Origin of the sequence: Orenia metallireducens (assembly GCF_003001995.1) — a bacterium.
Lineage (GTDB): Bacteria > Bacillota > Halanaerobiia > Halobacteroidales > Halobacteroidaceae > Orenia > Orenia metallireducens_B.
In genome coordinates, this window is the sequence record NZ_PVNB01000038.1 from 16,034 (window position 1) to 29,395 (window position 13,362).

Below are 13,362 nucleotides of genomic sequence, written 5' to 3' on the forward strand. Positions count from 1 at the left end.
CTCCTTGATTATTAAAAGGGAGACTAAAGCCCCCCTCAATTCTTTAATTATTCTCTTTAATGATCTTAGCTATTGCTTGATTTGCTTTCTCCAATCCTGTATCAATATCTAGTTCTTTGGAGATTATTTTAGATAGATATAAGCCCCATTGATCCTCGATTTTATTCCATAATGGAGTCCGAGGTCTGGCCACTGAATGTTGTAAAGACTTTAATTGAGTAGGAAATTGACGATATTTCTCAACCAATTCTTGATCTTGATAGAGGCTTACTCTAGTTGGTACACCTCCACCTACTAAAGCCATCTTCTTCTGACTTTTTTTGCTAGTAACCCACTTTAAAAACTTGGCAGCCTCTTTTTTATGCTCAGATGAAGCTGGGATACCCAATAGCCAGTTACCAATCATAGCGGCAGAATCGGCCTTGTCCGTAGTTGGCATTACAGCAAAGTCAACCTTTCCTACCACCTTGGACTTACTAGGGTCATCAACCATAGAGACCCAAGAAGGCCAAGCAACGGTCATCGCTGTTCTACCTTGAGTTAAAGCAGTAGCGATTTGATCACTATTATAAGCCTCTACCCCTTTAGGACCTAGATCTTTTAGTTTTAAATAAGCTTTAAGGGCTGCTTTGGCCTCAGCTGAATTTACTTGAGGATTCATCTTATCATCAAAGACTTTAGCCCCATAACCCCAAAAGAGTGGTAAATAGTTAGAAACAACAGGGTTTCCTCGCTGCCCTCTAATGGTATATCCATATGTACCTTGCTCTTTTTTAGTTATCACCTCAGCAGCTGTTAAGACATCATCCCAGCTCTTAGGCTTGGCTAACTGATATTTTTCAATTAAATCCTTACGATAGAAGAATAATTGTACATTACCTACTAGTGGTAAAGCTACCAACTTACCCTTAGCATAAGGGTACTTACATAAAGCTATTGACTTATCAATAAAATCTTGATCAGGACCTTCAGGAAAGTACTGATCTAAGGGAGTTAGAAAGCCTTTTTGACCAAACTCAGGCATCCAAGGATCATCCATCATAATCACATCAAAGGCTCCAGATCTACTTCTAATATCCATACTTACCTTCTCATATAAGGAGCTATAAGGTAAAGCTGTGATTACGACCTTAGTTCCACTCTCCTGCTGATACTCCTTACTAAGTTCTTCTAAAGACTTGGCCATTGACCCAGTCCGAGCTGCTACAATAATCTCCTTAACTTCCTCTTGTTGATCCCCACCAAAGATCCACCAAGCATCTGTCTGAGCTGTTAGCGTAAATACAACTCCTATTATTAACATCACTACTAAAGATAAACTAATCTCTTTTTTTAACATTAAAATCCTCCTTAAAAGCTTATAATATTTTTATCCTTTTACCGATCCCAATGTCAATCCCTTAATCAAATGCTTCTCCATAAACAATACAAAGATAATGATTGGTATTACAGATATCACCCCTCCCGCACTCATTGGTCCCCACAAGATTTTATATTCAGTTACTAGCCCTGCTAAGCCTACAGGCAGAGTCAGTAAGTCTGGGGTCTGTACAAAAATTAAGGAATATAAGAACTCATTCCAGGACATTACCACATTAAAGATTGCTGTTGCAGCTATCCCAGGTGCTGTTAAGGGTAACGCAATCTTATAAAAGATTTCAAATTGGTTAGCACCATCAACTAAAGCACTTTCTTCAATCTCGACAGGAATTTCATTAAAGAAATTGATTAGCATCCAGATAGAGAAAGGTAGGTTAAAGACTATGTAAGATAGTATGAGAGCTGTTCTCGTATTTAATAAACCAATTTGATTCATGATTGTATAAAAAGGTATTACAAAGGTAACAGGTGGAAAGATTCTAGTAATTAAAATCCATCCTAAAACAAAAGGTTTAGCATTAAAGTCAAATCTAGAGAGACTATAAGCAGCTAAAGCACCTATAGTGATAGCAACAGCAGTTGAAACTAGGGAGATGACTAGACTATTTGCTAGCATACTTTGAAAATTAAGTTCAGTAAATAATGCTGTATAGTTCTCAAAGGTAAAATTCTTTGGAAAGAAGGTTGGAGGAATAGAGAACTGTTCTACCCTCGTCTTAAAAGAGCTGTTAAGCATCCAATATATAGGAAACACTGTCCAAAGAATAGCTATAAAGATAAGTAGATATTTGATAAATTGATTGAGTTTCTTCTGATAAATATGGTTCATTACTGCACCTCTTTCTAGTTTAATAAATAAGATCTTTAAATTAAGCTGTTATCCCAATGATAAAAATCAACAAGACAGAAGAGATATAGACGTCTAGAGCTCTTCTGTCTAATATACTAATATACTTTTGTTGCAAAATTATTAAATTAAGGTTTAATTTATGTTAAAAATAACTAATCTAGCAAGAGTATATAATAATTTTCAGAGTTAGAAGGAGTTTTATATGGTCATATAAAACTTAGTTATTTATGACTATATAAAACTTTACAATAATAAAATTTTACTCCATAATAAAAAAGAGTCTGGCTAAATTTAGCCAGACTCTTTTTTATTACAAATATCCTCTTAAAAGTTTAAAGCGGTTTATTTAGTGGTAAATTCATAAATAGTTGTAGTACTATATGTTTCTTCTGGTTTTAATACTGTGGAAGGAAAATACGGGACATTAGGTGAGTTAGGGAAATGTTGGCTTTCTAAACAGATAGCATAATGCTTTTTGTACACTCTTCCATACTTACCTGTTATAGAACCATCAAGAAAATTACCTGCATACAATTGTACCCCTGGCTCTTCAGTATACATTCTCATCAAAATACCTGTAGCTGGCTCATACAAGGTAGCTGCCACTTGATTTAAGTCTCCTGCAGTATTAAGTACATAATTATGATCATATCCTGCACCATTATTTAACTGCCAGAAATTTTGATTAGACCTTTTACCAACTCTAGTTGCTTCCCTAAAATCCATTGGAGTATTAGCTACTGGCTCGATAGCTCCTGTTGGTATCCATTCTTCATCTATAGGAGTATAGTAATCTGCATTTATCATTAATTTATGATTCATAGCAGAGCTATTTGCTCCATTAAGATTGAAGTATGAATGATTGGTTAAGTTAACAATAGTAGTCTTATCTGTATTAGCTTGATAATCTATCTGTAGAGCATTATCCTCTGTCAAGGTATAAGTCATTTTAATATCTAAATTTCCTGGATATCCTTCCTCTCCATCCTTACTTAAATAAGTTAGGACAAAAGATACCTCGTTAGATTTTTCAACAACTTTAATATTCCATACCCGTTGATCAAAGCCTATAAATCCTCCATGTAAATGATTATCACCATTGTTTTGGGCAATATGATAAGTTTTATCACCTAAAGTAAAGCTTCCATCAGCAATTCTATTTCCGTATCTACCAATAGCTGCTCCAAAATTACTAGGCTTATTTAAGTAATCTTCTAAGCTATCAAATCCTAAAACTACATCAACTAACTTTCCTCTTCTATCGGGTACTTCAAGTGCAGTTATTCTACCTCCATAATTAGTAACCTTAAGCTTCATTCCACTACTATTAGTTACTGTATAAAGATAAACCTGCTCACCTTGAGTCTCACCCCAATGCTCCATTTTCACCTTCATATCTGCCGCCATTGTTATACTACTCAACAGACATAGAACCAAGGTCAAGCTAAAGATCACCACAAATATGTTAATTTTATTGTCATAAGTATTCAAATTATCTTCCTCCCCTGTTTTATTATTTGTTAATTAATCTCAATCTTATCTGTTATCCTCTCCTCTCTGTTGAAGATAAATTTAGAAACAAAAAAGACAAAATCCACACTCAAGCTAAGAAACAAGGATTCCTCAGTTTGTTGTGGACTCTTATTATAATCTTATAATCTTATATCCAATCACCTAAAACTTAAGCGGATATCCGTTTAATCGGTTATCCGTACAAGTTGTATCAAAAAATAAAGTTAACTAGACTTATTTTAATTATAAACTTATATTAAAAATAGAATAATATAAATTAATATCCAAAAATATCAATTTACACCCTTATTATAATTAATATTTTGTCTGATGTCAATAAATTAATTTATTATTAAATTATATAATAAGTGGTAAATATTAAGATATAAATTTAATCTGCTAAACTAATTCTTTAATTTTAAATCCAAATTTAATTAATAGCTTACTACTGTTAAATAGCTACTGACCAATTTTAATTGAATTGATAGGAAGCTAACCTTAGTCAACACAGCTTTAGTCACTGCTTGCTCTTACATAAAAAGATTTTAAAGAGAAAATAAATATTAAGTATAAGTTTACAGCTCTAATTAAAAATATTAACTTCATCTAGCAGTTACATAGGTGATTTTGTAGTTATAAATTTATATTTGTACTAAAAAAAGGATAACCATAGTTAAAAATAGCTATGGTTATCCCTAAATCTATAATTATCAACCAAAAGGACAGACTACCCCCTTGGTTGTTCTCTATATCCTATGTTTAGAGTGCTTAAATTATCTTAAAGCCTGAGCTTTACTCTCCAAAAGCTTCAATAAACAGTTAACTGTATTATATTTTGAAAAGATATGAGGTAATCTAGATAAGTTTTCAACTTCATTAAACACAAATTCAGAGACCTCTTCCACCTTCTTAATTACCTGCTTGATATTTTTCTTAGTACTATCAATACTCATATTGACTAGAATAGACTTGATTCTCTCATATAGATGATGACTCTCCACCTCTTCAACAGTATCTTCGCTAATTCCAATCCCTAATTGGATAAAGTTAAAGGTCAGTCTAAGGGTTTTCATTAATACCCGCTTAATCTTAGTCCAGAAATTATCTACAGCCTCAAAGATCACCCCTGCCAAATCGGCAATCAGTTGACGAAGCTCCTTAAAGCTGACGGAATTGGTGATATTCTTTAAGGTAGCTTGCTTAATCCCACTCTTTGCTGTATTGTTAGGCATATGGTGCTTATGGGCTACTAGATACCAGACTAATCTATAATGCTTAAGGTTATAGCTCTGTAGCTTTCTAAACATCTCCAAAGGCATATTATAAGCCCCTTTAGCACTTTTAACAAAGGACTGCTTATAGCCTGTAATTAGATAAGAGTTGATTACTTCATCACGATTAACAGTGATTAACTGTTGCTGTTCTAGCTTAGCAATGGCTTTGACTACCTTAGAGTCCGAGCTATGACCGATAAACTCTGCTATCTCCATGGTAGCTAAGCCCTCTACCTCTCCAATACTGTTAGCATGGTAGCAGATTGCATAATAGACATTGAACATCGTCTGAGTCATCTGATAATTCCACTGTATCGCAAATTGATACTGCAAAAAGGGCATAAAGGCTCCATCCTCTATCAGCTCTACATCACTATATTGGCTATAATCTATAATTTTAGAGTCCTGAAGCTCACTTTCTAATTGCTGATCTTCATTCTCAGTTCTATGATAATCCTCGATAAATTCAAAATAATCCCTTGCCGCTACCGATAATTCTTTAGCAGCCTGAGAGTTGAGCTGATCCTTCTCTCTTAAAGCAGTTAGTCTACTTTGAAAATTAATCAATTGCTGTTGAGTCTTTATAGTTTTAATCTCTTCTTGTAGTTTTGCAATAATTGGCATAAAAAACAACCTCCCCAAGTAGTTTGAGCAGGTTTCCTAAACTTAAATATCCTTTGTCACTTTTTAACAAGAACTAACTCCTTGACAAAATCCGTATCTATATGGTATCATATAGATACAAATTTGATACTTAAGTTTCCAAAACGGGCTCTAATCGTTTTTTTTTAGGAAACCTTACTTTAAAAACTCCGTGTTGGTAGCACGGTGTTTTTAGTTTTTTGTATGTATTTGTTCAAAAATGAAGTAAACTTGTCCTAATTATATAGTAAAAATTTCAATTAGTCAACTTCTTTGATTTGAGCTTAATGCTTTGAGCATAAAATGGTATAATAAGATATAAGTAAAGCAAAGGAGGATTACTATGGAAGTTAAAGCTGATAGCTTAATTACATCAGATGAGATATCTCTTATTGTTAATCGTCTGCTTATAGCTTATCATCCTAATATTAAATCAATATATCTTTTTGGTTCGTATGCTTGGGGAACTCCTAATGAAGATAGTGATTTAGATATAATGGTTGTACTTAAAGAATCTGAACAAAATCCTCATAAGAGAGTAGTTAAGGGGTATAAATCCTTAAGAGGAATCATGACCCCAACTGATCTTATAGTTTATACCCAAGAAGAGTATCAGAAGTTACTCGAAGATGAGTTTAGCTTCTGTAACCATATTGTCAAAGAAGGGAAGAAACTTTATGAGTGCTAGTATAGAAGCATGGTTGAAAAAGGCTGAACATGATTTAAAATCTGCTAAAACTCTCAATGAAGCTGACTTATTAGATACTGCTATCTATCACACTCAACAAACAGCAGAAAAAGCTTTAAAAGCATTTATAATTTATAAAACTAAATCTTTTAGTAAAACTCATGATTTAAGAAGACTAATAATGATAGCTGCTAATATAGATAGAGATTTTAATCAGTTTATCGATTATGCAGAAGAATTAACACCTTATGCAGTAGAATTTAGGTATCCTACAGAATGGCCTCAACCAGATAAATCTACAGTTCTAGAGGCTATTAAAATGGCTGAAGAGATATTTATCTTTATAAAGTGTAAACTTAATATTTAATTTCTAAAAAACTTCAAAAAAAGACTCTACCTAGATGGTAGAGTCTTAACTATATATTCAATAAAAAGCTTGAGTAAAGTTTATTTTTTGAAAAGAACTAACTTTAATCTCGACTCACTTTAATAAAGCCACGCCCTTCTAAGATATCTCCTCCCTTATCTGAATAAAGATAATCTAAGAACTTAGCAGCAGCCGCTTGATGGGCTGAGCTAATATCTTTTAATGGTGAAATTGGATAGGTAGCAATAACATTATATTGATCCTTGATATCAACCACCTTGACCTTATCCTGATTACTAGCATTGGCATCGGTTTGATAGACCACTCCAGCATCAGCCTCACCTAACTCTACCTTAGCTAATACACTCTTAACATCCAACTCCTTAGAGACTATAGCAGCCAAGAACTTCTCCTGATAATCAGAAGGTAGCTGAGGATTCCTACTCTGTTTTTCTAGCATCTGGACTGTATACCTACCCACTGGCACTGACTTATCAGCAATTACTAGACTGATGCCATTCTGTAATAAATCTTTAATCCCATTAATCTCGACTGCAGACTCCTTAGAAGCAACGATAACTAGCTTGTTACGGGCAAAGATAGTAGGATCAGCCACCATATCAGCCTGATCTAATTGATTCATATATTTGATATTGGCCGAAGCAAAGATGTCTGCACTCACTCCCGATTTAATCTGACTGTATAAGGCCTGACTTCCAGCATAATTAATCTCTAATTTAACATCATCATATTTTTCTTCAAAAGCAGCTTTTAAATCATTAAAGACCTCGGTCAAACTGGCAGCAGCCATGACTCTAATCGTTACTGGCTCACTACTGCTAGTAGTTTCACTCCCTTGACAGCCTGCCATTATCATCATTACTAATAGCAAAACTGAAATTATCAATCTTTTCATTAGTACTTATCCTCCCTTGTAATCTGATAGACTTATAATTAAATATTGAGAGCTAAAAATTCTTTTCATCTGTTATTAGGTCAATCATAAAACTAACTCAGTTGTGTTAAGTTGGTGTTAATAATATCATTAATTATAGTTGGATAGAGGCCATCTGTCAAATTTTTGTTTTAAATAACTAAAAAATGCAAAACAGTTCACACTACATAGTTATTATTTATACCTCCACTATGTTAGGTTGTTGAAATAAATTACATTATAATGTTAATTTATTCAGATGTACTAGTATATCCTAGGTGTATAAAATGGCTTATTCAATTACTGATGCGTGTACTTCTTGTGGTGTATGTGAAAGCACTTATCCTGTGGAAGCTATTTCTGAAGGTGATACTCAATTTAAAATCGATGCTGATGCATGTATCGATTGTGGTGCTTGTGCTAGCGAATGTCCAGTAGAGGCAATTGTAGAGTAGTAATATAAAAAACTCAGTGGCTAGCCACTGAGTTTTTTCTTGTTTTAAGGTCTAAAATTTCAGATAGTCAAGCTCTTTACTGCTACTAAACACTAGTTGTGCATTACTATCAGCCAAGTTTACTTTAAGCTAAAGAGGTTATTGTGTTATAGATTGTGTTTTAAGTTGTGTTATGCTTTGTGTTGTGTTTTATGTTATGCTCTACTCTTGATTTTTTAGATATTAAGGGTACTTAGGTCTAGGGTGAAGATCCTAGATTTTTTATTTTGTCCTATAATTATTGATCAAAAACTCAATTGCGATATCTACCAGTTCCGATTTTGAGTTACCAGTCTTTTTAGCTAATTTATTTAACTCCTTGTCCAAGCCTTTATTGACATAAAAATTCCTTCTTACCTTCTCATCAGATTTCTTCTCAAAAATTACAATTGAGCTCTTTTGATCAGCCTTTACTTTATCACTATTTATAGCTGTTCTTGTGTTGTGTTTTGTGTTAGCAGTTGTGTTCTGATTATCTTTCTTTTCAATCTCCTCTTCCTTCACTAAAAAACTACTTTTAGTAGACTCTTCTTTAGTCTCCTTTGATTTCTTAACCTGTTTCTTTAAATCTGCAAATGGATTTTTTGTACTAGCCAAGCTTAACCACCCTCTCTACTAAATTATAAAATTGCTCCAATTGAGTATCGGTATCATACTCAAAGATAGTCTCTCCTGCCTTACTTGCTTCAGTTATCTTAGTCCTTCGATTAATCGGTTCAGTTAAGATATCCTCTTCAAAGATAGATTCCAGCTCCTTTAAATTATCTTGAGATTCCTTGGTTCTAGCATCGAACATATTAGGTACAACCAATTTAATCTTAGCTGTATCAATCTCCAAATCATTAAGATAATTATAGATATCACTAAAACCTCTAATACTAGCAACCTCTAATTGAGTAGGGACAATGATACTATCTACATAAAATAAGATAGCACTATTTATGATACTGCGACTAGGACTACAATCAATAATTAGATAATCATAAGTTTTTGCAGCGTCTTTGAGAGCTTTGTCCAAGAAGTTATCAATTCTAGTAGCCCTATGTAAGTCCTTCTCAATTAACTCATAATTTCTATTGGTCAATAGGTCTAGATTTTCTCTAACCTCTGTTACACACTCCGATAAGTTAGCAGGATAACGGTAATCAATTAAATTAAAGAAAGTATTCTCTGGCTCCTCTTTCAAGCCTAAAAATAAGCTACAATCATTTTGAGAGTCCAAATCCACTAACAATACCTTTAAATCAATTCTTCTTAAAGCATCAGCCAAATGAACAGCAATAGTACTCTTACCTACACCACCTTTATTATTATAAATAGCTATTTTATGCAAGTTTTAAACCCCCTTTTAAATTATGCTGTGTGTTATTTGTTGTGTTGTGTTTTGTGTTATACCTTGTGTTATACTTTGTGTTGTGTATTATATTAATTATAGATAGCAGCTAAAACTCCTCTTTCAAGTTTAGTTATTCTTGTTTTGCTAATAAATATTAAATAAAAAAGCAAGCTTAGTGGTTTTATCCCGCTAAGCTTGCTTAAACACTTACATTTAAGATAATTAGTTATCTTCTTGTTTATCCTGTAGTAAATTAAGGGCCTCTTCTAGACTTTTGGTAAATCTCTTTTCACCTAATAATTCTTTTAAATTTAAAATATAAAAGATCTCTTCAACATCAGAACTTAAATTAGTAATTAGATAATTATCACTGTTATTATCTTTAAATATCTTAATAATATTACCGATTCCAGTTGAATCAACAAACTCTATGCCTGCAAAGTTAAAGATAATATTACTATAGCTAGTAGTCAACTCTTTAGTTTTAGCTACTAAATCATCGACTGTAGACATATCTAACTCCCCGTGCATATTGATAATGGCTATATCCTCTCTCTTCTCTATCTCAATGTTCATCTTAGTTACCTCCTCTTTGAAATATACTAAAATATGTTTAAAGGTATATCTTATACACTTTTTTAAAACCAATATATCTTATTAAACCTCCATAATAATTTCAAAGGTTTAACTCCATACCTTTTTAAAACTTTTCCTTCTATTGTAGTCATATTACATTGCTTTTTATTAGGATATAATGCTGTTATATAGGCAATATAACTTTCTCCATTACGTTTAGTATATTTAACTAAATCCCTATGTCTAAAACCCTTTAATTCTTCTACTTTAGTTTTAGACTTTCTTCTCATAGGCTTAATTATCCAATCTTTTATATCGCATTCATCATTATTAACCTTTAAATCAGCAACCACAATAGCATCGTTACTATGACTTTTTTCAATATTCCAATCTATTCGCTTATTTGCAGTATCTCCACCAGTACTTAGAATAAGTTTTCCTAATTTACTTAGTTCCTTTCTAAGCCAAGTTTTGCCCTGCATAACGTGTTGTGCATAATCAAACCTCACATTATTCCCATCAATCATTTTCTGATAATGTTCAATATATTTTTCTTCAATACCTTTTGTTTTATCGTGGCACTTACTACATAATGTAATTAAGTTACTTAGACTATTAGCACCTTGTAACCTTTTTGGCACGATATGATGAACTTCTAACATACAGTTGGATTTAGCACATTCCATACATTTACACTTATCTCTGAGGATAACAGCTTTTCTTATATTCTCATCTAATCTATTAGACTTTTGATATTGCCATTTATAAAGTTTCTTTCCTTCTGTCAAAGCTCTTATATCTATCGCTACATCTTCTAAATGAAATTCAGTTATATTAATCCATTTTTTTAATTTGTTTATAACTCTAATAATAGCTTCTTTCTTTTGTAATATACTAGGGGCAACTCTGCCTTTTCTTGTAGATGAACTTCTATTATCGAATCTAGGTTGACGATATCTTTTATGACTTCTTTTATACCTTCTATATCCACGTCTTGTATCTATTAATCCCTTTACATCTTTTCTTTGCTCAATAGTACCTTTGAATACAGCTTTATTTCTTGTTTTACATTTCTGTACTATGGCAATACCTACATGATTGCTTCCATCATCTATTCCACAAATAAATTGACATTCTTGCTTATCTTCTTCAACTTCATAATTTAACTGAATTAGCATAGGATATTTGTTGGCTAAAGTAGCTTTTTTCTTACGTATCAATATCCATGCTTTATTAATATTGGTTGGTGCTAAGCTTTTACCATTTTTATCAATAACAAAAGCATAATTTTTAGTCATCTCTGACAATTCTCCTTTTGGGAATTTTCCTTCTTGCGAATGACAATATAGAGTTCATGTATTTGAGTGTTTGACTTCACCTAACTAGAAGTCGGTCATCCAGCCATACTCTTAGAGCCTCAGACTGAAGGATACATCCAAGGGTAAGTTTTTAACTTTCTATATAATCGTAGTGAACGCCTTTTATTACAAAGTGTCCAAAAGACACGAAGGCATTGTGCAATGTACTTTCGTAACAAAACACTCACTTACGCTTGAAAGCAAGTCAATAGCAACATACTTATAATATGTTAGGACTATAAGTATATTTTTCTATTTCTATAAACTTTTGAGCATATATTTAGATGCTATTTACTTGCTCCTATCAAATTAAAATAAGATTAGCTTACCTGAATCATTTAGATGGGCAGATACTCTATCCAAATCTTTTTGGGATTTATACTTTTTATCGCCTATCCTTATTGAGACATTTATAAATAGCTTGTCTGCTATTACCTTCTTGTCCTCTGGTATAATTACTTCAACTTGGCTACCTGATGAACTACCTAGCTCCTTTACCCTTATATCTTCTCCGGCTTTAATCTTACCACCTCTAAAGAAACCAGGGTTGCCACTTATCTCTACCTTAGCATCAGAGCTTAATTGAGAATTATAAACCCCTTCACCTAAAATAGAGATATCTCCACTAGCTGTTAACGTAGAATTTTGTACATACTTAGCTGTGATCTCAGGCTTAGTAACCTTAATAGAAGCTAAGATATTAGTAGCTAGACTGATTAACTCTTTTAATTCATTTAGCTCACTTAAGGTGTTGATATAGCAGATACCTGTCAGATTAAAGAGCTTCTTTAGCTTAGCACTTAATAATTTAAGCTCTTCAAATAGTTCATCTTGGTCTATATCTTGATTTAACTTATCAAAATTTTTCAATATGTCATAAAGGTCAGTGAATTTACTACTGATTAGAATCTGAATAACTGCCTTATAGCCTTTGAGTTTAATATCTTCAGTCTTAAAGGCTTGATTAGAGACTAGCTCCTTTAAGGCTAAATCTAGCAGCTGAATTCTCTCTAATAACTTGCTTAAGTGCTCATGGGCTTTCTTATAATAAACAGATAACTTACCTACAATAATTTCACTACCAATGATGTTCCCTTTAACCTCTACCCCTTGCTCTGACTCCAAATAGGCATTACTAACATTATTACCTACTATAATCTTACCTGTAGCTCTAATCTTGAAGTTATCACAGACATCTCTACCTACTATCACATCACCATGAAAATCGATATTACCAACGGACATATCGACATCACCACTGACCTCAAATATCTCCAATACACTAAGTTTGCCTTTATCTATAGTAGGACGTCCTTCCTTAAGAGCTATTGCTTTATCATTTATTATCTCTACACTCTCTTCATCTATTAACCATTCTATATCTTTAGGAGGCTTAACCTCTATTTTTTCATTAAAGATAGTATAGCCAGCTTCCCCTAGCATTTTGGGCTCTTTAGTAGCTATTAATTCTCCTCTTTGCACCGAGTAGACCTGATTAATGGTAAAGTAATCGACCTTATCCTTAGAATCATCTACTGCTTCTTGCCTATCATTAAAAAGATAGTTAATTTCACTATCCTTACTTGCAACAACCTCTTTACCTTCAGCAATTAAAACTTCTTGATTAGGTTCTTTTAAAGCTTTTTGTATGTTATTGTGTTTTAAGCCATAGCTAATCTTTAGTTCTGCTAGCTTATTATAGATATCATCTAACTCCACTTTAGAAGGCTTAATATCTGTAATCTTCTCGGCTACAACCATATATTCTTTGGGATTAGATTCAATTAATTTCGGCTCAAATTGATGGCCTGCCTTTTGAATAACCTTTAGATAACCAGCTAATTTATCGTCACTTACTCTAATTTCAATATCTGAAACCGCCTCTTGATTTATAACCTCGACCCTAATCTCTTTATCCTCAGATAAGATAACCCAATCATCGACCTTTTTA

At 32.9% G+C, this 13,362-nt stretch carries 13 protein-coding genes; 3 read left to right on the forward strand and 10 right to left on the reverse strand.

Annotated features, from left to right (window positions below):
- Positions 1 to 43: 43 nt before the first annotated feature.
- From BX659_RS17140 to BX659_RS17155, 4 genes are all read right to left on the reverse strand, one after another.
- Complete coding sequence (locus BX659_RS17140) at positions 44 to 1,339, reverse strand: ABC transporter substrate-binding protein (RefSeq protein ID WP_097019474.1); 1,296 nt, start codon at positions 1,337 to 1,339, stop codon at positions 44 to 46.
- 30 nt (positions 1,340 to 1,369) lie between these two features.
- Positions 1,370 to 2,209 (reverse strand): carbohydrate ABC transporter permease, encoded by an 840-nt coding sequence (locus tag BX659_RS17145; RefSeq protein WP_097019475.1) that lies wholly within the window; start codon positions 2,207 to 2,209, stop codon positions 1,370 to 1,372.
- Positions 2,210 to 2,572: 363 nt separating this feature from the next.
- The gene (locus tag BX659_RS17150; protein WP_097019476.1) at positions 2,573 to 3,721 is read right to left on the reverse strand and encodes an aldose epimerase family protein; all 1,149 of its coding nucleotides are present in this window, start codon (positions 3,719 to 3,721) and stop codon (positions 2,573 to 2,575) included.
- A 794-nt stretch (positions 3,722 to 4,515) separates the two neighbouring features.
- Positions 4,516 to 5,640 carry a hypothetical protein gene (locus tag BX659_RS17155; RefSeq protein ID WP_097019477.1) on the reverse strand — a complete coding sequence of 375 codons (1,125 nt, stop codon included), beginning with the start codon at positions 5,638 to 5,640 and terminating at the stop codon, positions 4,516 to 4,518.
- A 361-nt stretch (positions 5,641 to 6,001) separates the two neighbouring features.
- On the opposite strand from BX659_RS17155, the gene BX659_RS17160 reads away from it, so the two are divergent.
- Both BX659_RS17160 and BX659_RS17165 read left to right on the forward strand, forming a co-directional pair.
- The gene (locus tag BX659_RS17160; RefSeq protein ID WP_097019478.1) at positions 6,002 to 6,346 is read left to right on the forward strand and encodes a nucleotidyltransferase domain-containing protein; all 345 of its coding nucleotides are present in this window, start codon (positions 6,002 to 6,004) and stop codon (positions 6,344 to 6,346) included.
- Positions 6,336 to 6,713: a HEPN domain-containing protein gene (locus BX659_RS17165; RefSeq protein WP_172432007.1), complete on the forward strand. Its 378-nt coding sequence runs from the start codon at positions 6,336 to 6,338 to the stop codon at positions 6,711 to 6,713. The genes BX659_RS17160 and BX659_RS17165 overlap by 11 nt, the downstream gene beginning before the upstream one ends.
- A 103-nt stretch (positions 6,714 to 6,816) precedes the next feature.
- On the opposite strand, the gene modA is transcribed toward BX659_RS17165, so the two are convergent.
- Positions 6,817 to 7,629: a molybdate ABC transporter substrate-binding protein gene (gene modA / locus BX659_RS17170; protein ID WP_097019480.1), complete on the reverse strand. Its 813-nt coding sequence runs from the start codon at positions 7,627 to 7,629 to the stop codon at positions 6,817 to 6,819.
- A gap of 305 nt (positions 7,630 to 7,934) precedes the next feature.
- Between modA and BX659_RS17175 the strand changes: the two genes are divergently transcribed.
- Positions 7,935 to 8,102 (forward strand): DUF362 domain-containing protein, encoded by a 168-nt coding sequence (locus BX659_RS17175; RefSeq protein ID WP_097019481.1) that lies wholly within the window; start codon positions 7,935 to 7,937, stop codon positions 8,100 to 8,102.
- Positions 8,103 to 8,363: 261 nt separating this feature from the next.
- Here the strand turns inward: BX659_RS17175 and BX659_RS17180 are convergent, their stop codons facing one another.
- From BX659_RS17180 to BX659_RS17200, 5 genes are all read right to left on the reverse strand, one after another.
- Positions 8,364 to 8,738 (reverse strand): ribbon-helix-helix domain-containing protein, encoded by a 375-nt coding sequence (locus BX659_RS17180; protein ID WP_097019482.1) that lies wholly within the window; start codon positions 8,736 to 8,738, stop codon positions 8,364 to 8,366.
- Entirely contained in the window at positions 8,731 to 9,474 is a 744-nt protein-coding gene (locus BX659_RS17185) for a ParA family protein (protein ID WP_097019483.1), read from the reverse strand. Before BX659_RS17185 ends, BX659_RS17180 begins: the two co-directional genes overlap by 8 nt.
- A 225-nt stretch (positions 9,475 to 9,699) precedes the next feature.
- Positions 9,700 to 10,053 carry an STAS domain-containing protein gene (locus BX659_RS17190; RefSeq protein WP_097019484.1) on the reverse strand — a complete coding sequence of 118 codons (354 nt, stop codon included), beginning with the start codon at positions 10,051 to 10,053 and terminating at the stop codon, positions 9,700 to 9,702.
- A 62-nt stretch (positions 10,054 to 10,115) separates the two neighbouring features.
- Positions 10,116 to 11,351, reverse strand: coding sequence for an RNA-guided endonuclease IscB (gene iscB / locus BX659_RS17195; protein WP_097019485.1), 1,236 nt, complete (start codon positions 11,349 to 11,351; stop codon positions 10,116 to 10,118).
- Between the two features lie 369 nt (positions 11,352 to 11,720).
- Positions 11,721 to 13,362 (reverse strand): DUF342 domain-containing protein (locus tag BX659_RS17200; protein WP_143786689.1); only part of this gene is annotated, 1,642 nt, incomplete at its 5' end.

Bases quoted from the DNA above. Each gene is read 5' to 3' on its own strand.
- BX659_RS17140 (WP_097019474.1), bottom strand. From the start codon at position 1,339: ATGTTAAAAAAAGAGATTAGTTTATCTTTAGTAGTGATGTTAATAATA.
- BX659_RS17190 (WP_097019484.1), bottom strand. From the start codon at position 10,053: ATGAACATTGAGATAGAGAAGAGAGAGGATATAGCCATTATCAATATG.
- modA (WP_097019480.1), bottom strand. From the start codon at position 7,629: ATGAAAAGATTGATAATTTCAGTTTTGCTATTAGTAATGATGATAATG.
- iscB (WP_097019485.1), bottom strand. From the start codon at position 11,351: ATGACTAAAAATTATGCTTTTGTTATTGATAAAAATGGTAAAAGCTTA.
- BX659_RS17155 (WP_097019477.1), bottom strand. From the start codon at position 5,640: ATGCCAATTATTGCAAAACTACAAGAAGAGATTAAAACTATAAAGACT.
- BX659_RS17145 (WP_097019475.1), bottom strand. From the start codon at position 2,209: ATGAACCATATTTATCAGAAGAAACTCAATCAATTTATCAAATATCTA.
- BX659_RS17175 (WP_097019481.1), top strand. From the start codon at position 7,935: ATGGCTTATTCAATTACTGATGCGTGTACTTCTTGTGGTGTATGTGAA.
- BX659_RS17165 (WP_172432007.1), top strand. From the start codon at position 6,336: ATGAGTGCTAGTATAGAAGCATGGTTGAAAAAGGCTGAACATGATTTA.
- BX659_RS17160 (WP_097019478.1), top strand. From the start codon at position 6,002: ATGGAAGTTAAAGCTGATAGCTTAATTACATCAGATGAGATATCTCTT.